The organism is Actinomadura xylanilytica (genome assembly GCF_030283145.1).
GTDB lineage: Bacteria > Actinomycetota > Actinomycetes > Streptosporangiales > Streptosporangiaceae > Spirillospora > Spirillospora xylanilytica.
In genome coordinates, this window is the sequence record NZ_JASNWE010000001.1 from 1,012,878 (window position 1) to 1,037,455 (window position 24,578).

A 24,578-nucleotide genomic window follows, 5' to 3' on the forward strand; every position below is an offset into this window, starting at 1 on the left:
CGTGGCCTCGCGGTCGCCCGCGGTGGCCCGAAGGCCGCCGGCCCCTGCTGTGCCTCGGCTACACCTCGACGAGCACCGGGATGATCATCGGGCGGCGGCGGTAGTTGTCGCTCACCCACTTGCCGGCGGTGCGCCGGATGATCTGGTGAAGCTGGTGCACGTCGTTGACGCCGTCGCCGGCCGCGTCCTGGAGGGCCGCCTCCAGCCGCTCGATGACCTGGTCGAAGTCCTCGTTGACGATGCCGGCGCCACGGGCGTGGATCTCCGGCCCGGCGACCACCTTGCCGGAGCTGGAGTCGATCCCGACGACGATGGACACGAAGCCCTCCTCGCCCAGGATCCGCCGGTCCTTCAGCGAGGTCTCGGTGACCTGTCCGACCGACAGCCCGTCGACGTAGACGTACCCGGCCGGGACCGCGCCGACGATCCTGGCCTGGCCGTCGACCAGGTCGACCACCACACCGTCCTCGGCGATGACGATGTTGTCGTCGGGCACCCCGGTGAGCGCGGCCAGCTTGGCGTGCGCCCGCAGGTGCCGCCACTCGCCGTGGATCGGCATGAAGTTGCCGGGCTTGGTCATGTTGAGCACGTACAGCAGCTCGCCCGCGGAGGCGTGCCCGGACACGTGCACCAGGGCGTTGCCCTTGTGCACGATGCGGGCGCCCCAGCGGGTCAGGCCGTTGATGACCCGGTTGACCGAGGTCTCGTTGCCCGGGATCAGCGACGAGGCCAGCATCACCGTGTCGCGGTCGGTGATCCTGATCTGGTGGTCGCGGCCGGCCATCCGCGACAGCGCCGACATCGGCTCGCCCTGCGAGCCGGTGCACACCAGCACCAGCCGGTCGGCCGGGATGTCCTCCAGCTCGCGCTGCTCGACCATGATGCCCTCGGGCACGCGCAGGTAGCCGAGCTCGCGCGCGACCCCCATGTTGCGCACCATCGAGCGGCCGACGAAGCACACCTTGCGGCGGTTGGCGACGGCGGCGTCCAGCACCTGCTGCACCCGGTGGATGTGCGAGGCGAAGCAGGCGACGATGAGGCGCTCCTGCGCGGTGCGGAACACCTCGTCGATCACCGGGCCGATGTTGCGCTCGCTGGTGACGAAGCCGGGGACCTCGGCGTTGGTCGAGTCCGACATCAGCAGGTCGATGCCCTCGGCGCCGAGCCGGGCGAACCCGCCGAGGTCGGTCAGCCGGCCGTCCAGCGGGAGCTGGTCCATCTTGAAGTCGCCGGTGGCCAGGACCAGGCCCGCCGGGGTGCGCAGCGCGACCGCGAGCGCGTCCGGGATCGAGTGGTTGACCGAGAGGAACTCGGCGTCGAACGGGCCGAACGACCGCGTCTCGCCCTCGCGGACGACGTCGGTGACCGGCTTGATGCGGTGCTCGGTGAGCTTGGCCTCCAGCAGCGCCAGCGTGAGCCGCGACCCGACCAGCGGGATGTCGCGGCGTTCGCGCAGCAGGTAGGGCACGGCCCCGATGTGGTCCTCGTGGCCGTGCGTGAGGACGATCGCCTCGATGTCGTCGAGCCGATCTCGGATGTACTCGAAGTCCGGCAGGATCAGATCGATGCCCGGCTGCTCGGTTTCGGGGAAAAGCACGCCGCAGTCGACGATGAGCAGGCGTCCGCCGTACTCGAAGACCGTCATGTTGCGGCCGATCTCCCCCAGACCGCCCAGTGCGACGATGCGCAGCCCGCCTTCGGCGAGCGTGGGCGGATGCGAGAGCTCGGGGTGAGGATGGCTCACCTAGGAACCTCCGGGATGGTTACCTCCGGCACTTTGACTCCCCCAATCGTGAGGTCTTCACGCAGTCGCGCCGCGAACTCCGGCGGGGCCTCGACGAGCGGCGCGCGCAACGGGCCGCCGCCCGGAAGGCCCAGCAGGTTCAGCGCTGCCTTCACGGCGATGGCGCCCTGCGTACGGGTCATGATGGCGGCGACCACGGGCAGCAGCCGCCGATGGATCTCCAAGGCCCGCGCCTGCTCCCCGGCGCGGTACGCGTCGATCATCTCATGGAGCTCGGTGCCCACGACATGTCCGACCACGCTGACGAACCCGGCCGCCCCGACCGACAGCCAGGGCAGGTTGAGGACGTCGTCGCCCGAGTACCACACCAGGTCGGTCTCGGCCATCACCTGCGAGGCCGCGAACAGGTCGCCCTTGGCGTCCTTGACCGCGATGATCCGCGGGTGCTCGGCGAGACGGACGAGGGTCTCGGAGTGGATCGGCACCCCGGTACGGCCCGGGATGTCGTACAGCATGCTCGGCAGGCCGGTGGCGTCGGCCACCGCCGTGAAATGCCGGAGCAGGCCCTCCTGCGGAGGCTTGTTGTAATAGGGGGTGACGACCAGCAGGCCCTGCGCCCCGGCGGCCTCGGCCTGCCGGGCGAGATTCAGGGTGTGCTCGGTGTGGTTGGTCCCGGCACCGGCGATGACGACGGCGCGGTCGCCGACCGCCTCGATCACCGCGCGGAGGAGGCGCTCTTTCTCGGCGTCGCCCGTCGTCGGGGACTCACCGGTCGTGCCGTTGACCACGAGGCCGTCGTGTCGCCGCTCGTCGACCAGGTGGGTCGCGAGGCGCGCGGCTCCGTCGTAGTCGACGCCGCCGTCCGGCAGGAACGGAGTGACCATAGCGGTCAGCATCCGCCCGAACGGAGCGTCACTCGTTGTGCTGGGTGCCATGCACCGAACGGTACCGTTCCGGCCGATCGGCTTGGACCCTCAGGTCCCCTTCCGGCGGCGGATCACCGCGCCGGGCCGACGGGCGGACGCGGGGCCGGACAGGGGAGAAGCCGTCGCCACACGCTCGGGGGTACGCGTGGCGACGGCTTCCACCTCCACATCGTGGCACGCAAATCCGGCGTTACGGGGTCAGGACGGCCACTTCCCGGACTCGGTTGAATAACGCGGACGGAAGCCTCAACAGGCACACTTTCGGCCGTCCAGCCGGGCCGGCACGGAGGTATCGGCGGCGGGCCTACCCCTTCCCGCCGGGCAGCCAGCCCGCCCGATAGGCGGCCCAGTCCGCCGCGTCGGTGGTCCAGTCCGCGTAGACCCCGACCCCGTACGGGCGGGCCGGGGGACGGTCGAGCGCGTCGATCCCGCGCCGAACGCCGCGCAGCGCCCCAGGCAGGTCCTCGGCCCAGTCCATCAGCGGCCGGTAGGTGGGCACGCCCATGAACACGGTGGTCCGGTCGCCGATCAGCCGCAGCGTCCGCTCGGTGTGCCGGGCGAAGTGCCAGCCGACCAGCGACCGGGTCGGCAGCGACACGTCATAGGTCATGATCGCGACCTGGTCGCTGAGGTCGGCGACCTTGCGCAGGAAGTCATCGGTCGGACGCGGCGGGTACTTCCACTTCCCCGCGCGCGGGAGCAGCGCCTTGTAGACCGGCTGCGCGGCGTCCAGCAGGGTGGACTGCTCCAGCGCCACCGACAGCAGCCGGCCCCGCGACCGGGTCAGCTCACGAGTCCGGGCCATCAGGGTCAGGAACGCGCCGTCGTCGGGGTAGATGGGCTCGAAGTCGTAGTGGATCCCGTCGAACCCGAGGTCGAGGAAGGTCGCGTCGGTCCGCAGCACCCGGTCCCGCACGGCCGGGTCGTCGATCTGGATGACGCCCTCGCCGTCCACCGTCCGGATCTGCCCGAGATACGCCTGCGCGCGGATGCCGGGCGCGTGCGCGCGCATGGCCGCGATCAGCTTCCGGGCATTGCGGTACTTGGCGGCCGGGACGGTTCCGTCGGGCTCGAAGGGGCCCGCGTGGAAGAAGACGTCGGTGATCGCGTTGTCGCGCAGCAGCGCGCCGAGCCGGCGGTACTCGTCCTCGGTGTGCGGCTCCCCGATCCACTGGTGCCGCGCCCACAGCGCGTTCGCCTCGGTCCCCCGGGCCCGCGGCTCGGGCTGCCACCACACCCACACCCCCGCGAGCGCGAGCGCCACGAGACCGAGCACGAGGCCCACCGTCCAGCCCGTCCAGCGGAGCACCCGCCGCACTCTGATCTGCACCATTTCCCAATGATCCCGGACAGAGAGGACGAAGGCGACTCGCGCGCGCCGCCCGGCCCCGCGGGCGGGTCATGGTCGGGTACGCTCCGCGCGTCGCGCACCCGAGATCGTCCGCCCGGGGTGCACCATGCCCTTAGGCGGCTCAGAGGGCCTGACCGGCCGGTGAGGCCCGCTGCCGCGGCAGCGGGCCGCCCGTCCTAACCCCGTCACGGGGATGGAGGTCGAGCGGCCATGCGAATCCGACCGAACCGCGCCGAGACCAGGGCCTCACGGCCCGAACCGCGCCGCCGTGAGGGGCCCGACATCGAGCCCCAGCCCGTGATCAGCACACGCGCGCTGGTCATCCTGCTCGCCGCCGCCGTGGCCGCGATCGTCGCGGCCCTCTTCCCGGACGCGGCGATCCCGATCGGCGTGGGCGTCGGCGTCCTCACCCTGCTGGCCCAGATCGTCCGCGACTGAGCCGGGCCGTTGGGGCCCGCGCCCGGGGCCGGTCCGCGGCACCGGGCGCGGTTCACCACGCGGCCGGGGCCGCGGGGCCGATCAGCCCCATTCGATCTCCGCCGGCGTGACCGTGCCGCCGCCCGCGAAGCCCCACTCGATCTCCGCGGGGGTGATGGCACCGCCGCCGCCTGCCAGGCCCCATTCGGTCTCGGCCGGCGCCGCCGCGCTGCTTCCCGCCAGGCCCCATTCGGTCTCGGCGCTGGCGGGACCGGCCGCGAGCATGAGGCCGCCACCGGTGATGAGGGCGGCCACGGCGATCTTCGCTGCGGTCTTCTTCGTCGGCATCCGCTGCTCCATTCATCGACTGACTCGAAGCTAACAACGGCGATATTCAGAGTCCGTACCGAGCCGTTTATCGATCCGTTTATCCGGCGGCCGTCAGAACACGATGTGACACGCTTTGTCTCATCGGGCGCTAGTCCGCCAGGTCGCGCAAGGGAGCCGCGGGCCCGGCGCGGCGCACCCTGGCCCGCTGGGTGAGCGCCACGCAGGCGAGCACCGCGACCGCGGCCAGCGCAGTCGTCGCGTCGATCAGCTCGCCGAGGAGGATGCCCGACCACAGCAGGGTCAGCACCGGCTGGACGAGCTGGACCTGCCCGGCCCGCGCGATTCCCACCCTGGCCATCCCCGCGTACCAGGCGAAGAACCCCAGATAGGCGGAGAAGACGGCCAGGTAGCCGAATCCGAGCCCGGTCCGGACCGTCCACTGCGGATCGGTCGCCGCCATCAGCCACAGCGTCACCGGGACCGAGATCGGGGCGGTCAGCACCAGTGCCCAAGAGATGACCTGCCAGCCCGGCATGGAGTGCGCCAGCCGTCCGCCCTCGGCGTACCCGGCCGCGACGGCGAGCAGGGCCGCGACCAGCAGCAGGTCGGCGGGGGTGACCCGGCCTGCGCCGCGGACCAGCGCGAACCCGGTGACGCAGACCGCCCCCGCCCCGCTGGCCAGCCAGAACGCACCGGACGGCCGCTCCCCGGCGCGCAGCACGGCGAACACGGCGGTGGCCGCGGGGAGCAGCCCGACGACCACGGCCGAGTGCGCGGCGGACGCGCCGTGGTCCAGCGCGAGGGTGGTCAGCACCGGGAAGCCGAAGACCACTCCCGCGCCAACGACCGCGAACCCCGCCCACTGGCCGCGGCGCGGCGGGCGGGCCCGGACGGCGAGCAGCGCGGCGATCGCCAGGAGGGACGCGGCGGCGGAGCGGCCGACCCCGACGAGGTAGGGGTCGAGCCCCTCCAGCCCGGCGGCCGTGGCCGGGAGGGTGAAGGAGTAGATCAGCACGCCGAGCGCGGCGGGGGCCAGCGGGCCGAGCGCTATCGGCGGGAGGTCAGTAGCGCTATCGTAGTCTTTCATGCAAAACGATAGCAGTGTGCTCGCTCTGGCCGACCGGCTGCGCACCGAGGTCGGCCGACTGCGGCCCGGCGAGCGGCTGCCGTCCAGCCGCGCGCTGGTGGCGCTGCACCGGGTCAGCCCGGTCACGGTGACGCGGGCGCTCGGGCTGCTGGCGGCCGAGGGGCTGGTGGTGACCCGGCCCGGCAGCGGCGCGTTCGCCGCCGGACGCCCCGCGCCGCTGCCCGGCCCGGCCGACCTCGGCTGGCAGGCGGTCGCGCTCGGCGACCGCGCCGTGGCCGCGGACGCGATCGCCTGGCTGCTCACCCCGCCGCCGGAGGGCGCCATCGCGCTCAGCGGCGGCTACCTGCACCCCTCGCTCCAGCCCGTGCGGGCGATGGCCACGGCGGCCGGGCGGGCGGCCCGCAGGCCGGACGCGTGGGAGCTGCCGCCGCTCAGCGGGATCGCCGAACTGCGCGCCTGGTTCGCCCGCACGGTCGGCGGCCAGGTCGCGCCCGCCGATGTGCTGATCACCGGCGGCGGGCAGCAGTCGCTGTCGACGGTGCTGCGAGCGCTACTCCCTCCGGGAGCGCCGGTGCTGGTCGAGTCGCCGACCTACCCCGGCGCGCTCGCCACCGCGCGGGCGGCCGGGCTGCACCCGGTGCCGGTCCCGGTCGACGCCGGCGGGCTGCGCACCGGCCTGCTGACCGAGGCGTTCGCGATGACGGGCGCGCGGGTCCTGTACTGCCAGCCCACGTTCCACAATCCGACGGGCGCGGTGCTGGACGCGGGGCGCCGGACGCAGGTGCTCGCGGTGGCGCGGGCCGCGGGCGCGTTCGTGATCGAGGACGACTTCGCCCGCCACCTCGGGATCGAGCCGGGCCCGCCGCCGATGATCGCCCAGGACGGCGACGGCCGGGTGGTGCACATCGCCTCGCTCACCAAGGCGACCGCGCCGAGCCTGCGGGTGGCCGCGGTGATCGCGCGCGGCCCGGTCGCCGAACGGATCCGCGCGACCCAGCTCGTCGGGGACTTCTGCCCCGCCAGGCCGCTCCAGGAGACGCTGGTCGAGCTGGTCGGCTCCCCGGGCTGGCCGCGGCACCTGCGCGCGGTCCGGACCGCGCTGAAGTCCCGGCGGGACGCGACCCTGACCGCGCTCGCCCGCGACCTCCCCGGCCTGGAGGTGAACCGTCCGGCGGGCGGCTGCCACCTGTGGGTGCGGCTGCCGGACGGGACCGACGACGTCGAGCTGGCCGAGGCGGCGCTGCGCGCCGGGGTGCTGGTCAGCGCGGGACGCCCCTTCTTCCCCGCCGAGCCGCCCGCCCCCTACCTGCGCATCGGCTACGGGACGGCGGCCTCGGAGGCCGAACTGGCCGAAGGCGTCCGCCGCCTGGCCGCCGTCATCGGCGGGACGACCGCCTGACCCGGCGGGCGTCGGGGGGGACCGTCCGGCCTCGCGCGGGTCACTCCTTCGTGCAGAAGCAGAACTCGTTGCCCTCCGGGTCGCGCCAGACCTGGAACGGGGCCTCCGGGCGGCCGAGCGGGGCACCGGCCGGAGTCGCGCCGAGTCCGGCCGCGCGCTCCCCCGCCGCCTTGATGTCGGGGACCTCCAGATCGAGGTGCAGCCGGTTCTTGACCGCTTTGGGCTCGGGGACGAGCTGGAACGACAGCAGCGGCCCGCCGGGGCCGAGCGGTTCGAGGTCGAGCCAGTCCTCGTCGCGGTAGGTGACCCGCATCCCGAGCAGAGCGCCCCAGAACGCCGCCATCACGTCCCGGTCAGCGCAGTCGACGGCCACATTGGTGACCTTCGGCGTCAGCGTCGTCATCAAGCTCTCCTCTGGGTCGGGGACACCGGTGAAACATTATTGATGGTGTCGACGGTCGCGCAACCGGTCATACCCGGATACTGGTGTCTTACCTTGCTAGAGTTCTCATGACAGGCAGGAGAGGTGATGGCCGACACGGACCCGGCGGGCGCTGACGCCGCCGACCCCGACGCGGCCGCCCTGCTGCGCGACTTCGTCAACACCCTCGAAATCGACTGCGCCTCCGACGAGCTCGGCACGCCCACCGGGCTGGCCGGGTGGCTGGCCGGGCGCGCGCTCGTCCCGCCCCAGGCCGCCGCCACCGGGGCCGACCTGGCCGCCGCGATCGCCCTCCGCGAGGGGCTCCGCGCGGCGATGCTCGCGCACCATGGCCCGTCCTCCCCGGGACCGCCGCTCAGCGGGCTGGACGCGGCGCTGCGCGATCTGCCGCTGCGGGTCACCTTCGCCGGCGGACGGCCTGCGCTCACGCCCATCGGCGACGGCGTCCCGGCGGGACTCGCCCGGATCGCCGCCGCCATCGTGGACGCCACCGCCTCGGGAACATGGACGCGGCTGAAGGTCTGCCAGGAGGACACCTGCCTCTGGGCGTTCCTCGACACCTCCAAGAACCGCTCCCGCGCCTGGTGCTCCATGCGCGTGTGCGGCAACCGGACCAAGACCCGCGCCTACCGGGCCCGCCGCCGCACCGCACCCGGCTGATCCACGGGCTCTAGGGTGTGCGGTGATCCCGCACTCGAAAGGACGTGGACACCATGGCCGATGTGGGCGTACGGCCCGCCCGGCGCGCGGACGTCGCCGCCGTCGCCGACATCCAGGTGCGCGTCTGGCGCCAGGGCTACCGCGAACTGCTCCCCGCCGAGGTCCTCGCCGAGGTGACCGGTGAGGCCGCCCGGCGGGTATGGCGGGAGCGCTGGACCGAGGCGGTCACCGACCCGCCGAGCCCGCGCCACCGGCTGCTGGTCGCGGTGGCCGACGACCTGGTCGTCGGCCTCGCCGCGCACGCGCCCGCCGAGGACCCCGACGTCCCGGAGGCCGCCGAGCTGGTGGCGCTGCTGGTCGACCCGCTGCACGCCCGCGCCGGGCACGGCAGCCGCCTGCTGGCCGCCACCGTCGACCTGCTCCGCGACGACGGCTTCACGACCTTGATCACGTGGGCGTTCGAGAAGGACGAGGTGCTGCGCACGTTCCTCGGCTCGGCGGGCTGGGCCCCGGACGGCACCGCCCGCACCCTCGACATGGGCGAGCCCGTCCGGCAGATCCGGCTGCACACCGACATCGGCTGAGGCGGGCGGCCGGCGCCGGCACCGGCTTGACGTGGGGTCGGTGCGGGGCACCGGGACCTCGGCCTTATGTTTAAAGCCGTGCCCGAGACCCTCTCCATGACGCCGCCGGACGCGCCGGCGGCACCGTCGTCCGGCCGCCGGCGCTGGCTGGGCATGGTCGTCATCAGCCTCGGCGTCTCGCTGATCGTCGTGGACGCCACCATCGTCGGGGTGCTGCTCCCCCAGATCATCGGCGGGCTCGATCTGACCAGCACCGGCGCCGAGTGGGTGACCTCGGTCTACGCGCTGGTGTTCGCGGCGCTGCTCATCCCGTTCGGGCGGGCCGGCGACCTGTTCGGGCGGCGCCGGCTGTTCCTGCTCGGCGTGGTCGTCTTCACGCTGGCCAGCGGCTGCGCGGCGTTCTCCGGGAGCGGGTCCGCGCTGATCGGGTCGCGGGCGCTCCAGGGCGTCGGCGCCTCGATGATCATGCCGGCCACGCTGTCCACGGTGAACGCGCTGTTCACCGGACGGGACCGGGCCGTCGCCTTCGGCATCTGGGGCTCGCTGATCAGCGGCATGGCCGCGCTCGGCCCGCTGATCGGCGGGGCGGTCGCGACCGGCGGCGGCTGGCGCTGGGCGTTCGGGATCAACCTGCCGCTCGGCGCCGCGCTGGTCATCGGCGCGCTGGCGCTGATGCCCGAGACCCGCGAGGACCGCGGCCCGCGCGCCCGCCGCGCGGTCCGCGAGATCGACTGGACCGGCTCGGCGCTGTCCGCGCTCGGCCTCGGCGCGCTCGTGTGCGGGCTGATCGAGGGCCAGACCTACGGCTGGTGGGCCCCGACGCGGCAGTTCTCCCTGGCCGGCCTCGACTGGCCGTCCGGCGGGCCGTCCCCGGTCCCGGTCGTGCTCGCGGTCGGCGTGCTGCTGCTGGCCGGCCTGATCGCCGTCGAGCGGGCGCGGGCCGCGGCGGGACGTCCGGTGCTGCTCGACCTGACCCTGTTCCGGATTCCCAACTTCCGGCACGGCAACCTGGCCTCGTCCCTGATCAACGTGGGCGAGCTCGGCCTGCTGTTCGTGCTGCCGCTGTTCCTGCTCGGCGTGCACGGCACCTCGCCGCTCCAGATCAGCGTGGCGATCCTCCCGCTGGCGATCGGCGCGTTCCTCACCGGCGGATACGCGGGCAGGCTCGCCAACAAGCGCGGCGCGCACCGGGTCGTGCAGATCGGCATGGTGCTGGAGGTCGCCGCGGTCGTCGCGATCGGGCTCACCGTCACCGCGACCACCACCGGGTTCGGGCTCGCGCCCTGGATGCTGCTGTACGGGCTCGGCCTCGGCCTGACCTCCGCGCAGCTCACCAACGTCTCGCTCGCCGACGTCCCGCCCGCGCAGGCCGGCCAGGCGTCCGGCACCCAGTCGACGGCCCGGCAGGTCGGCGCGGCGCTCGGCATCGCGCTGATCGGCACGGTGTTCGCGACCGGGCTCGGGCACGCGATGACCGACCGGCTCGCCGGCACCGCGCTGCCGCCGGCCCGGCAGGCCGCCGTCGCGCACGAGCTGCGGGAGAGCGCCGGGACCTACGGCCGCGAGCTGCACCGCTCCCCCGCGACCGCCGTCGAGGCGCGGGCGGCCGACGAGAGCCTTGCGGTCGCCACCCGGCGCGGCGCGCTGACCACCGCCGCGATCCTGGCGCTCGGGCTGGCGATGTCGCTGCGGCTGCGCCCCTCAGCGCCCGCCCCGGCCCCGGCCGCCACCCGGGAACCCACGCGGGCGTCCGCCCCCGGCCCCGCGCCCACGCCCGCACCCACGCCCGACCAGTGATCGCCATCGGGGAGAATCGGAGGCGTAGTCCCCTGTCGTCCCAAGAGAAGAACCGGTAACCAGTGGCCACGCTCTCCCAATGGGTCGCCGGATCCCGGCCCCGGACCCTGCCGACCTCCCTCGTCCCCGTCGTCACCGGTACCGGCGTCGCGATCGGCGCCGGCCACGCGAACTGGTGGCGCGCCGTGCTCGCCGCGCTGGTCGCGCTCATCCTCCAGATCGGCGTCAACTACTCCAACGACTACAGCGACGGCGTCCGCGGCACCGACGAGGACCGGGTCGGCCCGCTGCGCCTGGTCGGGTCGGGGGCGGCCAGGCCCAAGCAGGTGCTGGCGGCGGCGCTCGGCAGCTTCCTGGTCGCGGCGGTCGCCGGGCTGGTCCTGGCGGCGGTGACCTCCTGGTGGCTGCTGCTGGTGGGCGCGTTCGCGATCCTGGCCGCCTGGTTCTACACCGGCGGCAAGAACCCGTACGGCTACCGGGCGCTCGGCGAGATCTCGGTGTTCGTCTTCTTCGGCCTGGTCGCCGTGGTCGGCACGGTCTACGTGCAGGCCGAGGGGATTCCGTGGGAGGCGTGGGCGGCGGCCGTGCCGATCGGGCTGCTGGCCTGCGCGCTGCTGGTCGCCAACAACCTGCGCGACATCCCCACCGACCGGGTCTCCGGCAAGCGCACCCTCGCGGTGCTGCTCGGCGACCCGTGGACCCGGATCCTGTACGCGGCGTGCGCGGCGCTGCCGTTCATGATGGTGCTGGCCCTCTCCGCCCCGCACCCGTGGGCGCTGCTGGCGCTGCTGGCGGCGCCGCTCTCGGTGCCGCCGACCCAGAAGGTGCTGCGCGGCGCGTCCGGGCCCGACCTGATCCCGGTGCTCGGCGAGACCGGCCGCCTCCAGATCGCCTACGGCGTCCTGCTCGCGGTCGGTCTCGCCCTCTGACCTGGAACGACCAGCCTGAAACGACCGGCTACAAGGACGGCGCCGTCCGGCCCGCTCCCGGCCGCCGCTCGGCGAGGAGGAAGGCGCCCGTGAGCGCCATCACGAGCCCGGCGATCAGGCCCACGAGCATGCTGAGGCCCGCGAGCGGAGAGGACTCGGCGTCGAAGACGTCGGAGGCGCCCAGTTGCAGGGTGAGCGTGTAGAGCGACCTGGTGAAGAGGGCGCCCGCGCCGACCCAGGCGGCGACCATCGGCTTCCAGAACCGTCCGCCGCGCCGGTTGACCAGCGCCAGCAGCCCGGCGATCCCGACGAGCGCGAGCAGCCCGTACACGCCCTCGATGGTCTGCTGTGCGGCGTTCCGCTCGCCCGCCTCGCCGTCAGGAAGGCCGGACGTGCCGCCGAACGCCCAGAAGAGGCGCACCCCGGCGTACAGGAGGACGGGGGCGACCATGACGTGGGTCAGGAGCCGCTGCACGTGATGGGTCGCTCCGGCGGGCGTTTCCCCGACGCGCTGCGTGAAGACGTCCGCCCAGCGGTCCCGCGCGTACAGCGTGAAGGCGGCGAGCAGCCCGATGCCCTGGAGCGTGAATCCGCCGTACACGATCGCGTACACCCAGCCCTGGAGGCCGTTGTCGTCCCCGGTGATCGGGGTCGACGAGGTGAGCGTCTGGACGACGGTGCCCAGCGGCACTCCGAGCGCGATCGGCAGGAGCAGCCCGGTGGCCGTCCAGATCGGGGCGAGGACGAGCCACGCCGGGATCCGCCGCCCCCACGGGAAGGTGAACGCGAGCACCACCAGCACGGCCACCGCGTCCATCCCCAGGGTGACCACGTTGCCCACGTAGCGGGCGGACTCCCCGGCCGACTCGGTGTCGTTCCAGCCGACCGTGCTGCCCGACAGCCAGAGGATCTTCAAGAAGAGGTAGGGGACGCAGGCGGCGATGGTGGCCGCGCACATGGCCAGGCGGCCCCGGCCCGGACGGCGTCCGGGCGCCGGACGGCGTTCGCGGGCCGGACCGGCCGCCCGCGCCGGGAGGTGCTGATCTGAAACGGTCATGCCGCCAACGATGGCCCGCACCCCCCGCGCGCCACCTCCCGCTACGGAGGGATCTCCTCCCTCCCGGGAGGGAGGGTCAGGCCAGGGCCCAGTCGATCTCGGGCTGGCCGGCGTCGGCGAGGGCCTTGTCGACCGCGCTGAACGGCCGGGTGCCGAAGAACTTCTTGGCGCTGAGCGGGCTCGGGTGCGCCGACTCGATCACCGCGTGCTGCGGGCCGGTGATCAGCCGGGCCTTCTTGCGCGCGTAGGCGCCCCAGAGCACGAAGACCACCCGCTCGCTCTTGTCGTTCAGGGCCCGGATCGCGGCGTCGGTGAAGTCCTCCCAGCCGTGACCGGCGTGCGAGCCGGCATCGCCCGCCCGCACGGTCAGCACCGCGTTGAGCAGCAGCACGCCCTGGTCGGCCCACGGGGTCAGGTCGCCGGCCTTGGCGGCGGGCACCTCCAGGTCGGCGGCCAGTTCCTTGTAGATGTTGCGCAGCGACGGGGGCAGCCGCACGCCGTCGCGCACGCTGAAGCTGAGCCCGTGCGCCTGGCCCGGCCCGTGGTAGGGGTCCTGGCCGAGGATCAGCACCCGCGCCCGGTCGTAGGGACAGTGCCGGAACGCGTTGAAAAGGTCCTCGCGCGGCGGGTAGACCGTCTCGGCGTCGTACTCCCCTCCCACGAAGGCGCCCAAGGCGGCGGTCGCGGGGGGATCGAGCAGCGGGTCGAGCCGGTCCCTCCAGTCGCCGGGCAGCAGTTCCATCAGGTCGAGGGACATCGTTGAGCCTCCGGGGAAGTGATCTCCAGCTACCGGAGACCCTAGCGGCGGGCACTGACACGCCAGCGCCGAATCCCCGGAGCGAACCACTACCGACTCTAGGATGAGGCCATATGCCCGACTCTCCCCGTTGGTTCCGCCTCAGCGCGTGCGCGTCCCTCGCCCTGCTCGGCCTCGGCGCCGCCGTCCAGGGGTGCGGCCGTCCCGCCGGGCCGGTCACGCTGCGGGTGCTGGCCGGCTCGTCGCTGACCGAGGCGTTCGGCGAGATCGGCATGGCCTACGAGCAGGAGCACCGCGGCGTGAAGGTGCGCTCCGCCTTCGGCGGCTCGCAGGAGATGACCGCGCGGCTGGCCGGCCGCGAGCCCGCCGACGTGCTGGTCACCTCCGACGTGCCCGCGATGGACGGGGCCGAGGGGTACCTGACCGGGCCGCGGCCGATCGTCGCGCACAACTCGCTGACGATCGCGGTCGCGCCGGGCGACCCCCGCCGGATCCGGGGCCTGGCCGACCTGGTCCGCCCCGGGCTGCGGGTCGTCGTCGGCGCCCCCACCGTGCCGGTCGGACGCTACGCGCGGCAGATCTTCGCCCGCGCCGGGCTGACCGTCCAGTGGGGGGTGGAGGAGATCAGCGCGCGGGCGGTCCTGGACCGGGTGCGCGCGGGCGAGGCCGACGCGGGGCTGGTCTTCATCACCGACCTGCGGTCGGCGGGCGCCGCGGCCGGAAGCGTCCCGATCCCCGCGGCCCAGAACGTCACCGCGGCCTATCCCGCCGCCGCGGTGAAGGACGGCGACCACACCGAGGCCGCGGAGACCTTCGTGACCTGGCTGACCTCGCCGGCGGCGGTCCGGCTGTTCCACAAGTACGGCTTCGCCACCCCGGCCGCGCCGCCCGCGGGCGCCCCGCGGTAGCCGCGCCCCCGCGCCCGCACGTTTTCCCGGCCCCGCCGCCGGGAAGATCTTGACCACTCCGGTCGGGGGGCCGTGGTGAGGCGTACGGGGGAGATCAGACGTGCCGTCCAAGCGACCGACGCGGCCCGACGGCCGCCAGTCGGTGCCGCCGCGCAACGACCCTGAGCACCCCTGGCGCGCCGAGGGCGTCCCGGACCGGGCCGACGGCGGCGACGGCGGCGAGGCCCCCCGCCGCGGCGGCGGGTTCAGGCCCGGCCGCAACAGCTACGTCTTCTGGCTGCTCCTGCTCACGGTATTCGTGGTCAGCTACCTGTCGATGCACCTCACCGGCAAGCAGGAGACGGTGACCGTGCCCTACACCGCGTTCACCGAACAGGTGGCGAACGGGAACGTCAAGGACGTCTACACCAAGGGCTCGCAGATCCAGGGCGACCTCATCAAGCCGCAGCAGGTCCCCGGCCAGGACAACAAGGCCAAGACCTACTCCGCGTTCGAGACGCTGCGCCCCACCTTCGCCGACGACAAGATCTTCTCCCTCATGGTCAGCAAGGGCGTCCAGGTCGAGGCCAAGCCGGTCACCCAGAACCGCAGCCTGCTCGCCAACCTGCTGCTGTCGCTGCTGCCGGTCCTGCTGTTCGTCGGGCTGTGGATCGCCGCGCTGGTCTGGCTCCAGCGCCGGATGAAGCGCGGCGGCGGGGGCGGTCTGATGGGCGGCTTCGGCCGCTCCCCCAAGCCCGTCACGCCGGACGAGAAGCGCGCCACCTTCGCCGACGTCGCCGGCATCGACGAGGTCGAGGCGGAGCTGAGCGAGGTCGTCGACTTCCTCAAGGACCCCGCCAAATACCGCAGGCTCGGCGCCCGCGCGCCCCGCGGCGTGCTGCTCACCGGCGCGCCCGGCACCGGCAAGACGCTGCTCGCCCGCGCGGTCGCCGGCGAGGCCGACGTGCCGTTCTACTCGGCGGCGGCCTCGGAGTTCATCGAGATGGTCGTCGGCGTCGGCGCCGCCCGCGTCCGCGAGCTGTTCACCGAGGCGCGCAAGACCGCGCCGTCCATCATCTTCATCGACGAGCTCGACACCATCGGCCGGGTCCGCGGCGGCGGCGCGGGCATGGGCGGGCACGACGAGCGCGAGCAGACCCTCAACCAGATCCTCACCGAGATGGACGGCTTCTCCGGCTCGGAGGGCGTGGTGGTGATGGCCGCGACGAACCGTCCGGACGTGCTCGACCCGGCGTTGCTGCGTCCCGGCCGGTTCGACCGCCAGGTCGCCGTCTCGCCCCCGGACCTGGACGGGCGCGTCGCGATCCTCCGGGTGCACACCCGCGACGTGCCGCTCGCCGGGGACGCCGACCTCACCGGGGTCGCCAAGATGACCCCCGGGATGACCGGCGCGGAGCTGGCCAACCTGGTCAACGAGGCCGCGCTGCTCGCGGTCAAGCGCGGCAAGGACGCGGTCGACATGGCCGACTTCCACTCGGCGCTGGAGAAGGTGCAGCTCGGCACCCGCCGCTCCCTGGTCATGCCGCCGGAGGAGCGGCGCCGCACGTCCTACCACGAGTCCGGGCACGCGCTGATCGGCATGCTGCACCCCGGCGCCGACCCCGTCCGCAAGATCACCATCGTCCCGCACGGCCGCGCGCTCGGCGTCACCCTGTCCACCCCCGAGGGCGACCGGTACGCCTTCGACGAGGACTACCTGCGCGGCCGGGTGATCGGCGCGCTCGGCGGCATGGCGGCCGAGGAGCTGGTCTTCGGCGTCGTCACCACCGGCTCCGAGAGCGACCTGGAGCAGGTCACCAGGATCGCGCGCGGCATGGTCGGCCGCTGGGGCATGTCGGCCCGCATCGGCCCGCTGTCGGTCCTGCCCGCCGAGGGCTCCGACCCCCTCGGCCAGTACGCCGCGCAGGGCACCCTGGACGCCGTGGACGAGGAGACCCGCCGCATCGTCGACGACTGCTATGCCGAGGCGCTGCGGATGCTGGGCGCCAACCGCGACAAGCTGGAGTCCCTCGCCGCCTCCCTGCTGGAGCACGAGACCCTCGACGAGACCGCCGCCTACGCCGCCGCCGGCATCCCCCGCATGTCCAAGGACGCCTGACCGCCACGAGCCCGCCGTACCCGCAGCACGCGCCCCTCCGCCGCACGGGACGGCCGGCAGTCCCCCGAGCGGCCGCGGCCCCGGGCCGGAACACCGGTTCTGGGTACCCTCAGCAGGGACGGTCTCTACGATGACGGGAGCTGATCGTGAGGGAGGAGTCACCTGACGTGACCATCGTTGCCGAGGGGCGCTACCACTACGAGCTCCCCGACACTCCCTACAACCTGTGGATGCGCGACGAGCTCTTCGAGGTCCTCAGGCTCCCTCACGACGGAACCCGAGTCGAGATCATCGGTGGGGAGATCGTCGTGTCGCCAGGACCCGACTACGCGCACAACGCCATCGTGCAGGATGTTCAACGCGCGATGTTCGCCGCAGAGGTACTCGATCCCTCCTTCCCCTGGCGCGCGGTCCAGACACAGGACCTGAACCTCAGCGACATCCACGACGGCTACATCCCCGACCTCTGCGTGCTGGACGAGGAGACCGACCGGCAGGCACGGGAGGCGCAGCTCAAGAAGGTCCTCCCCCGGCATCTCGAACTCGTCGTCGAGGTGACCTCTCCGTCCAACGCCGGCGACGATCGTCGGCCGGGGCTCCGCCGTTCGACCCCCACCAAGTGGAACGGCTACGCCCGCGTCGGCATCCCCTTCTACCTCCTGGTCGATCGGCAGCCCAGCCTCTCCCAGACGGTCCTGTTCTCCGATCCGATCATCGAGTCCGGTGAGTACCGGCACCAGACGACCTGGGACTTCGGCGAAGCGATCCGGCTCCCCGATCCGTTCGGCTTCGAGATCCTCACGGCCGAATGGGAACCCTGGACCAGGACGGCGGGATGAAGAGATCCCCTCGGCGCAAGGACGTCGCCGGCGTGTTCTCGTTCGAGGTGCACCCGCCGCACGCGCGCTTCCGCCGCTAGAGCTCGGCGGACGGGAGCGCGCCGGCCTCGCACATCGCCGCGCAGTCGTCGGCGGCTCTGAGCACGTCGATGACGGCCGGGGGCGGGGACGCGTACACCGTGAGGTAGTCCGACTCGCCCAGCGCGGGATCCGGGACGTGGGCGAGCCGGTCCTCGGAGGCGGAGAACTCCACGCCGCCGCCGCGCGGGTCGAGCCGGACCCAGCGGTCGTCGACCAGGATCGCGGTGAGTCCGTGCAGGACGAAGCCGTCGCCCGCGCGCAGCCGCTGGTAGGACAGGCCCGCCTGGACGCCCGCGGCGCGGAGCAGCGCGACGTAGGCGTGCGACTTGGCGTAGCAGAGACCCGTCCCCTCCCGGAGGACGTCGGAGGCGCGCCAGGTGACCCGGCGGTCGCCGGTGTCGCCCGAGTGGGCGATCTCATCCCGGACGTAGGCGAACGCCTCCTCGGCGAACGCGACGTCGTCGCCGTTGCGCAGCCGCGCGGCGGTCGCCTGGACGAGCGGATGCTCGATGTCGATCACCTCGCAGGCGGCGAGGTAGTCCCAGGGCTCCGCGGCGAACTCCATCGTTCCTCCCTCTGACGGTCGGCCCACGGTAGCCCAGCGCGGTCAGCGCTTGATCCGTCCCCGCAGCGCCAGCACCGCCATGCCGAACAGGACGGGGGCCGCCAGTCGCAGCAGGATCTCGATCCACTCGCCGGCGGGCGTGAGCTTCTGCTCAGGGCCGCGAAGAATCGAGATGGCCGCCCGCATGGTGTAGCGCAGCGAGCCGGCGAACCCCATGTGCGTCTTCGGCGGGTATCCCCAGGCCTGGAGCGCGGCGGCGGCGAGGAGGAACAGGACGGCGAGCGCCGCGAACGCCCTCCACGCGCGCAGCCCGTACCCGGAGACGGCCCAGTACATCCACAGGAGAAGGTGCTCTCCCCGAGTCGCGGCCCAGCCGCGCCACCAGCGTTGCTCAAAACGGCTCCGCGCCAGCAGGAACTGCCCGTACCGGCGCATCTCCATCTCGCCGTAGTAGAAGTCGGCGGCGCCGACCTCGTCCCTGGCCTCGGCGCAGCCCTTCCGTAGGGCCCGGTACACCTGCTCGACCTCGCTGCTGCTCTCCGGTACCTCGGACGCGCCGGACAGTGGCCAGCGCCGGCGCCCGGACCTCGGCCCCCAGGTCGCGCGGAGCAGGTGCTCGTCGCGGATGATGAACCGCCGGGTCAGCCAGAAGCTGGGCGGCGCGATGTCGAACGTATTGTGTCCCTCGATCCTGAGCCGGTCGAGGTTGTGCGCGCCCGCCAGGCGGCACTCCGACATCCGCGTGTACGAGACGGTGAGCTGCGCGACGTCGGTGCCTGCGAGGGACATGATCCGCGGCCAGGCGGGACGGTCGTCGGGGTCACGCGGCCCGACCATGGACGCGCCGCCGAACTCGGTGTCGGCCAGCTCGACCTCCACACCGGTGTGGACCTCCGGCCACACGGCGGACTCCGGGACCGCGCGTCCCGGCGTGGTGCCGGCCAGGATGCGCACGCCGCCGAGGAAGCGGGTCCGGTCGCAGCGGATCCGGCCGGCCGTCACCTCCAGCCGCAGCCGCTGCTCGAAGTCGGCCATGCTCAGGTCGAGCTCGCCGGCGGTGATGTGCCCGAGATGGGAGGTGGCGCGGAAGGTCGTCCTCTTCAGGACGAGCGCACCCGTCACGGCCAGGTCGCGCGTCAGCGGCCCGTCCTCGAAGACCGCGCCGGTGAACACCGCGTCGCCTCGTACTGTCGCGCCGCGGAGGTTGACGAAGTCCTCGAACACCGCGCCGTAGAAGCTCGCACCGCTCTGGAAGGCGGCTCCGGTGAAGAGGACACGGCCCTTGAACACGCAGCCGGTGAAGTCGGCCCCACCGTCGAACACGCACGCGGAGAAGTCGGCGGGACCGTCGAAGACGTGACCCCGGAAGTCCGCGTTCTCGAAGGTCTGCCCGGAATGATGGTGTTCGTCGGGGGCCACCCGCGCACCCTAGAACGCCGCTCGCGGCGCGGGCAAGGGCCGCCCGTCAGAGGCCGAGGAGGGACTCGATGCCGACGGTGAGGCGGTTCGGGAGGACGGCGACCTTGCGGAGCGACAGCAGGACGCCGGGCATGAACGACTCGCGGTTCATCGAGTCGTGCCGGAGGGTGAAGATCTCGCCGTGCCCGCCGAGCAGCACCTCCTGGTGCGCGATGAGGCCGGCGAGCCGCACCGAGTGCACCCGGACGCCGTCGACGTCGGTGCCGCGCGCGCCGTCGAGCTCGGACGTGGTCGCGTCCGGGGACGGGGCGGTGCCGGCCTCGGCGCGGGCGGCGGCGACCAGCTCGGCGGTGCGGAACGCGGTGCCGCTCGGGGCGTCGGCCTTGTTCGGGTGGTGCAGCTCGACGATCTCGACGGACTCGAAGAACGGCGCCGCCTTCTGCGCGAAGCTCATCATCAGGACGGCGCCGATGCCGAAGTTGGGGGCGATCAGCACGTTCCCCGCGGGCGCCACGGCCTGCCAGCCGCGCACCGTCTCCAGCCGGGACGGGTCGAAGCCGCTGGTGCCGACGACGGCGTGCAGGCCGTGCTCGACGCACCAGCGCAGGTTGTCCATGACCACGCCGGGGTGGGTGAAGTCGACGACGGCCTCGGCCGCGGTGAGTGCGTCCAACGTGTCGCCCTGGTCGACGGCGGCGACCAGCTCCAGGTCTCCGGCGGCGTCCACGGCACGGCACACCTCGGCCCCCATCCGGCCCCGCGCGCCCAGCACCCCGACCTTGATCACGTAATCCTCCAGCCCTCGACGTCGCGATGACCCTATCGCGGCCCCCGGGCGCGGCCTCGGCCGGTCAGTACCTGCGGCGACGATCCGCGCTGAAGCGGTCGCCCTCGGAGACGAACAGGTTCAGCAGCCAGCTCACGATGCCGATGATGATCGCCCCCCAGAACGCCGGCCAGAACCACTCGACGTGGAACGGCAGGTCCAGTTGCCCGGCCGCCCAGCTGGTCAGCAGCAGCAGCGCCGCGTTCACCACCAGCGCGAACAGGCCGAGCGTCAGGACGTAGAACGCGCAGCCGAGCACCTGGATGAACGGTTTGAGCACCGCGTTTACGAGGCCGAAGATCACCGCGACGGCGAGCAGCGTCAGCGCCTGCCTGTCCCAGCTCCCGGCGGTGACGTCGATGCCGCTGACCAGCACGGTCGCCACCCACAGCGCCACCGCCGAGATGACGATCCGGAGGAGGATCTTCATGCCGTGCCTCTACCCGACCAGTGACGCCGTGTAACCGGACGGGCGCGCGGGGGCGTCAGAGGGTGAAGTCGCGGTCGCCGAACGGGCCGATGACGGTGAGGGCCTGCGGGGCGGTCAGCACCTCCCGGGCCACCTCGGCGATGTCGTCCGGGGTGACGGCCTCGATACGGGCGAGGACCTCGTCGACCGGGAGCAGCGACTCGTACACCAGCTCGCTCTTACCGATGCGGCTCATCCGCGACCCGGTGTCCTCCAGGCCGAGCACCATGCCGCCGCGCAGCTGCCCCTTGCCCCGCTCCAGCTCCTCGTCGGTGAGGCCGCCCTCGGCGACCTTGGCCACCTCTTCGCGGCAGATCGCCAGGACCTCGTCGGCCTTGCCGGGCTGGCAGCCCGCGTAGACGCCGAAGACGCCGGAGTCGGCGTACTGCGAGGTGTAGCTGTAGACCGAGTACGCGAGGCCGCGCTTCTCCCTGATCTCCTGGAACAGCCGCGACGACATCCCGCCGCCCAGCGCCGCGTTGAGCACGCCGAGCGCGAACCGGCGGTCGTCGGTGCGCGGGACGCCGGCGCCACCGAGGATCACGTGCGCCTGCTCGGTGTCCTTGTCGATGACCTTGACCGTCGGGGACATCGGGACCGGCGCGCCGCCCACCCGGGGCGGGGCGGGCTCGGCGTCGCCGGCCAGGTGGCCCTCGAACGCGCGCGCGACCAGCCGGACGACCTCGTCGTGGTCGATGTTGCCGGCCGCCGCGACGACCAGGTTGGGCGCGGTGTAGTGCTCGCGGTAGTAGGCGTGGATCCGGTCCCGGGACAGCGCGTTGATCGACTCGACCGTGCCGAGGATCGGGCGGCCGAGCGGGGTGTCGCCGTACAGCGCGAGGGCGAACTCGTCGTGGATCAGGTCGCCGGGGTCGTCGTCGCGCATGTGGATCTCTTCGAGGATCACCCCGCGCTCGGCCTCGACGTCCTCGGGACGGTTGACCGACCCGGCGACCATGTCCGACACCACGTCCACCGCGAGCGGCAGGTCGGTGTCGAGCACCCGCGCGTAATAGCAGGTGTACTCCTTGGAGGTGAACGCGTTGAGGTCGCCGCCGACCGCGTCGATCGCCGCGGAGATCTCCAGCGCGGACCGCTTGCCGGTGCCCTTGAACAGCACGTGCTCCAGGTAGTGGCTGGCGCCCGCGTCGGCGGGGAACTCGTCGCGGGAGCCGATCCCGGCCCACACGCCGAACGCGGCCGAGCGCACCGTCGGCAGCGCCTCGGTGATCACCCGCAGGCCGCCGGGCAGCACCGTCCGCCGCACCGTGCCGCCGCCCGCGGCGTCGCCCGCGGCGGTCTCGGGGCTCCGCCGGGCCCCGCCCGGACCACGGGAGGGGAGGGCGCGGGTCGGGTGGATCCTGCCGGGCCGCTGGGGCCTCACCGGCAACGTCACGGGTCGCTCGCAATCTTCTCGGGGCTGGAATGGGGCCGGCCGGCCTGCCCTCCGCGGGCAGGCCGGCCGGTATCACCGTGCACGGGTCAGGAGTTGCGCTGGCCACCGTCGTCGGTGCGGCGGGTACGGCGGCGGCGGGGGGCGCGCTTCTCGCCGCCCTCGGAGCCGTCGTCGTCGCCGTCGGAGCCGGCCGCGGGGGCCGCCGAGGCCGCGGGGGCGTCGTCGCCGTCGCCCTTGTCGGCCTCCTTCTCCACCACCTCGACCGGGACCAGCGAGAGCTTGCCGCGCTGGTCGATCTCGGTGACCTCGACCTGGATCTTCTGGCCGACGCTGATGACGTCCTCGACGTTCTCGATCCGGGCGCCGCCGTGCAGCTTGCGGATCTGCGAGACGTGCAGCAGGCCGTCCTTGCCGGGCAGCAGCGACACGAACGCACCGAACGTGGTGGTCTTGACGACCGTGCCGAGGTAGCGCTCCCCGACCTCGGGCATGTGCGGGTTGGCGATCGCGTTGATCGCCTGCCGCGCGGCCTCGGCGGACGGGCCGTCGGTGGCGCCGACGTAGATCGTGCCGTCGTCCTCGATGGTGATGTCGGCGCCGGTGTCGTCCTGGATCGAGTTGATCATCTTGCCCTTGGGGCCGATGACCTCGCCGATCTTGTCCACCGGGACCTTGATGGTAATGATCCGCGGCGCGTTCGGGCTCATCTCGGCCGGGGCCTCGATGGCCTCCTGCATGACGTCCAGGATCGCCAGCCGGGCGCCCTTGGCCTGCTTGAGCGCGGCGGCCAGGACCGAGGCCGGGATGCCGTCGAGCTTGGTGTCGAGCTGGAGCGCGGTGATCACGTCACGGGTGCCGGCGACCTTGAAGTCCATGTCGCCGAACGCGTCCTCGGCACCGAGGATGTCGGTCAGCGTGACGTACTCGCCGCCCTCGTTGATCAGGCCCATCGCGATGCCCGCCACCATCTGCCGCAGCGGGACGCCCGCGTCCAGCAGTGACATGGTGGACGCGCAGACCGAGCCCATCGAGGTGGACCCGTTGGAGCCGAGCGCCTCCGACACCTGCCGGATCGCGTACGGGAACTCCTCGCGGGTCGGCAGCACCGGGATCAGGGCGCGCTCGGCGAGCGCGCCGTGGCCGATCTCGCGGCGCTTGGGCGACCCGACCCGGCCGGTCTCGCCGGTCGAGTAGGGCGGGAAGTTGTAGTTGTGCATGTAGCGCTTGGTGCGCTCGGGGTTGAGCGTGTCGATCGTCTGCTCCATCCGGAGCATGTTGAGCGTGGTCACGCCCAGGATCTGCGTCTCGCCCCGCTCGAACAGCGCCGAGCCGTGCACCCGCGGGATCACGTGCGCCTCGGCGGAGAGCTGCCGGATGTCCTTGAGCCCGCGGCCGTCGATGCGCAGCCCGTCGCGGACGACCCGCTCGCGGACCAGCTTCTTGGTGACCGCGCGGAACGCCGCGGAGATCTCCTTCTCGCGGCCCTCGAACGCGGCGGCGAGCTTCTCGGCGGCGCCCGCCTTGAGCTCGTCGAGCCGGGCCTCGCGCTCCTGCTTGCCGGCGATGGTCAGCGCCTGCGCCAGGTCGTCGCCCACCTCGGCGGTGACCGCGGCGAGCACGTCGTCCTGGTAGTCCAGGAAGAGCGGGTACTCGCGGGTGGGCTTGGCCGCCACCGCGGCCAGGTCGCTCTGCGCCTTGCACAGCACCTTGATGAACGGCTTGGCCGCCTCGAGGCCCTCGGCCACCGTCTCCTCGGTGGGCGCGACCGCGCCCTCGCCGACGAGCCGGATGGTGTCGCGGGTCGACTCGGCCTCGACCATCATGATCGCGACGTCGCCGTCCTCGAGCACCCGGCCGGCGACCACCATGTCGAAGGTGGCCTTCTCCAGCTCGGGGTGGGTCGGGAAGCCGATCCAGCGGCCCTCGATCAGCGCGACGCGGACGCCGCCGATCGGGCCGGAGAAGGGCAGGCCGGCCAGCTGGGTGGACATCGACGCGGCGTTGATCGCCACCACGTCGTACAGGTGGTCGGGGTTGAGCGCCATGATCGTCTCGACGACCTGGATCTCGTTGCGCAGGCCCTTGGTGAACGACGGGCGCAGCGGCCGGTCGATCAGCCGGCAGGTGAGGATCGCGTCCTCGGAGGGACGGCCCTCGCGGCGGAAGAACGAGCCGGGGATCCGCCCGGCCGCGTACATCCGCTCCTCGACGTCGACGGTCAGCGGGAAGAAGTCCAGGTTCTCCTTGGGCTTCTTGGACGCGGTCGTCGCCGACAGCACCATCGTCTCGTCGTCGAGGTAGGCGACGGCCGAGCCGGCCGCCTGCCGGGCCACGCGGCCCGTCTCGAAGCGGATGGTGCGGGTGCCGAACGGGCCGTTGTCGATCACGGCCTCGGTGGTCTGCGCTCCGTCGATGCGCACGGCTTCTGTCACGGGAAAACCTCCATGGGTTCCATCGGCCTCGCGGCCGTCTCCCGTGCTGTCACGCAATGCCGGTC

At 73.0% G+C, this 24,578-nt stretch carries 23 protein-coding genes; 9 read left to right on the plus strand and 14 right to left on the minus strand.

What is annotated here, in order from left to right:
• Positions 1-58: 58 nt before the first annotated feature.
• The 3 genes from QP090_RS04740 to QP090_RS04750 all read right to left on the minus strand — a co-directional run bounded on the left by QP090_RS04740 (position 59) and on the right by QP090_RS04750 (position 4,003).
• Positions 59-1,744 carry a ribonuclease J gene (locus QP090_RS04740; protein WP_285937219.1) on the minus strand — a complete coding sequence of 562 codons (1,686 nt, stop codon included), beginning with the start codon at positions 1,742-1,744 and terminating at the stop codon, positions 59-61.
• Positions 1,741-2,679, minus strand: a complete 939-nt coding sequence (gene dapA / locus QP090_RS04745; protein ID WP_285937220.1) for a 4-hydroxy-tetrahydrodipicolinate synthase — start codon at positions 2,677-2,679, stop codon at positions 1,741-1,743. Before dapA ends, QP090_RS04740 begins: the two co-directional genes overlap by 4 nt.
• Before the next feature lie 295 nt (positions 2,680-2,974).
• Positions 2,975-4,003, minus strand: a complete 1,029-nt coding sequence (locus tag QP090_RS04750; protein WP_285937221.1) for a glycoside hydrolase family 18 protein — start codon at positions 4,001-4,003, stop codon at positions 2,975-2,977.
• Positions 4,004-4,231: 228 nt separating this feature from the next.
• Here QP090_RS04750 and QP090_RS04755 point away from each other — a divergent pair, with 228 nt between their 5' ends.
• Positions 4,232-4,459, plus strand: coding sequence for a hypothetical protein (locus QP090_RS04755; protein ID WP_285937222.1), 228 nt, complete (start codon positions 4,232-4,234; stop codon positions 4,457-4,459).
• Positions 4,460-4,540: 81 nt separating this feature from the next.
• On the opposite strand, the gene QP090_RS04760 is transcribed toward QP090_RS04755, so the two are convergent.
• A complete protein-coding gene (locus QP090_RS04760; RefSeq protein ID WP_285937223.1) occupies positions 4,541-4,798 on the minus strand; it encodes a hypothetical protein in 258 nt (85 codons plus the stop codon).
• Positions 4,799-4,916: 118 nt separating this feature from the next.
• Positions 4,917-5,855 carry a DMT family transporter gene (locus QP090_RS04765; RefSeq protein ID WP_285937224.1) on the minus strand — a complete coding sequence of 313 codons (939 nt, stop codon included), beginning with the start codon at positions 5,853-5,855 and terminating at the stop codon, positions 4,917-4,919.
• On the opposite strand from QP090_RS04765, the gene QP090_RS04770 reads away from it, so the two are divergent.
• Positions 5,854-7,254: an aminotransferase-like domain-containing protein gene (locus tag QP090_RS04770; protein WP_285937225.1), complete on the plus strand. Its 1,401-nt coding sequence runs from the start codon at positions 5,854-5,856 to the stop codon at positions 7,252-7,254. The genes QP090_RS04765 and QP090_RS04770 overlap by 2 nt on opposite strands.
• A 40-nt stretch (positions 7,255-7,294) precedes the next feature.
• On the opposite strand, the gene QP090_RS04775 is transcribed toward QP090_RS04770, so the two are convergent.
• Complete coding sequence (locus QP090_RS04775; RefSeq protein WP_285937226.1) at positions 7,295-7,657, minus strand: VOC family protein; 363 nt, start codon at positions 7,655-7,657, stop codon at positions 7,295-7,297.
• Between the two features lie 126 nt (positions 7,658-7,783).
• On the opposite strand from QP090_RS04775, the gene QP090_RS04780 reads away from it, so the two are divergent.
• The 4 genes from QP090_RS04780 to QP090_RS04795 all read left to right on the plus strand — a co-directional run bounded on the left by QP090_RS04780 (position 7,784) and on the right by QP090_RS04795 (position 11,666).
• Entirely contained in the window at positions 7,784-8,356 is a 573-nt protein-coding gene (locus QP090_RS04780) for a CGNR zinc finger domain-containing protein (protein ID WP_285937227.1), read from the plus strand.
• A 53-nt stretch (positions 8,357-8,409) separates the two neighbouring features.
• On the plus strand, positions 8,410-8,940 hold the full coding sequence (locus tag QP090_RS04785; RefSeq protein ID WP_285937228.1) for a GNAT family N-acetyltransferase: 531 nt from the start codon (positions 8,410-8,412) through the stop codon (positions 8,938-8,940).
• Between the two features lie 78 nt (positions 8,941-9,018).
• Entirely contained in the window at positions 9,019-10,737 is a 1,719-nt protein-coding gene (locus tag QP090_RS04790) for an MFS transporter (RefSeq protein ID WP_285937229.1), read from the plus strand.
• Between the two features lie 62 nt (positions 10,738-10,799).
• Positions 10,800-11,666: a 1,4-dihydroxy-2-naphthoate polyprenyltransferase gene (locus tag QP090_RS04795; protein ID WP_285937230.1), complete on the plus strand. Its 867-nt coding sequence runs from the start codon at positions 10,800-10,802 to the stop codon at positions 11,664-11,666.
• Positions 11,667-11,694: 28 nt separating this feature from the next.
• Here QP090_RS04795 and QP090_RS04800 read toward each other — a convergent pair whose 3' ends face one another.
• On the minus strand, positions 11,695-12,723 hold the full coding sequence (locus QP090_RS04800) for a hypothetical protein (protein ID WP_285937231.1): 1,029 nt from the start codon (positions 12,721-12,723) through the stop codon (positions 11,695-11,697).
• Positions 12,724-12,799: 76 nt separating this feature from the next.
• The gene (locus tag QP090_RS04805; protein WP_285937232.1) at positions 12,800-13,480 is read right to left on the minus strand and encodes a uracil-DNA glycosylase; all 681 of its coding nucleotides are present in this window, start codon (positions 13,478-13,480) and stop codon (positions 12,800-12,802) included.
• Between the two features lie 113 nt (positions 13,481-13,593).
• On the opposite strand from QP090_RS04805, the gene modA reads away from it, so the two are divergent.
• The 3 genes from modA (at position 13,594) to QP090_RS04820 (ending at position 17,325) form a co-directional block, all read left to right on the plus strand.
• Positions 13,594-14,388, plus strand: coding sequence for a molybdate ABC transporter substrate-binding protein (gene modA / locus QP090_RS04810; protein ID WP_285937233.1), 795 nt, complete (start codon positions 13,594-13,596; stop codon positions 14,386-14,388).
• 100 nt (positions 14,389-14,488) lie between these two features.
• Positions 14,489-16,486, plus strand: coding sequence for an ATP-dependent zinc metalloprotease FtsH (gene ftsH, locus QP090_RS04815; RefSeq protein WP_285937234.1), 1,998 nt, complete (start codon positions 14,489-14,491; stop codon positions 16,484-16,486).
• Between the two features lie 167 nt (positions 16,487-16,653).
• Positions 16,654-17,325, plus strand: coding sequence for a Uma2 family endonuclease (locus tag QP090_RS04820; RefSeq protein ID WP_285937235.1), 672 nt, complete (start codon positions 16,654-16,656; stop codon positions 17,323-17,325).
• Positions 17,326-17,401: 76 nt separating this feature from the next.
• On the opposite strand, the gene QP090_RS04825 is transcribed toward QP090_RS04820, so the two are convergent.
• From QP090_RS04825 to QP090_RS04850, 6 genes are all read right to left on the minus strand, one after another.
• Positions 17,402-17,971, minus strand: coding sequence for a transglutaminase-like domain-containing protein (locus tag QP090_RS04825; RefSeq protein WP_285937236.1), 570 nt, complete (start codon positions 17,969-17,971; stop codon positions 17,402-17,404).
• Positions 17,972-18,013: 42 nt separating this feature from the next.
• The gene (locus QP090_RS04830; RefSeq protein WP_285937237.1) at positions 18,014-19,390 is read right to left on the minus strand and encodes a pentapeptide repeat-containing protein; all 1,377 of its coding nucleotides are present in this window, start codon (positions 19,388-19,390) and stop codon (positions 18,014-18,016) included.
• 46 nt (positions 19,391-19,436) lie between these two features.
• Positions 19,437-20,177 carry a 4-hydroxy-tetrahydrodipicolinate reductase gene (dapB, locus tag QP090_RS04835; protein WP_285937238.1) on the minus strand — a complete coding sequence of 247 codons (741 nt, stop codon included), beginning with the start codon at positions 20,175-20,177 and terminating at the stop codon, positions 19,437-19,439.
• Positions 20,178-20,241: 64 nt separating this feature from the next.
• Positions 20,242-20,646, minus strand: a complete 405-nt coding sequence (locus QP090_RS04840) for a phage holin family protein (protein ID WP_285937239.1) — start codon at positions 20,644-20,646, stop codon at positions 20,242-20,244.
• Positions 20,647-20,701: 55 nt separating this feature from the next.
• A complete protein-coding gene (locus tag QP090_RS04845) occupies positions 20,702-21,952 on the minus strand; it encodes a M16 family metallopeptidase (RefSeq protein WP_285938576.1) in 1,251 nt (416 codons plus the stop codon).
• A gap of 215 nt (positions 21,953-22,167) precedes the next feature.
• Entirely contained in the window at positions 22,168-24,513 is a 2,346-nt protein-coding gene (locus QP090_RS04850) for a polyribonucleotide nucleotidyltransferase (RefSeq protein ID WP_432763009.1), read from the minus strand.
• Between the last annotated feature and the right edge of the window lie 65 nt (positions 24,514-24,578).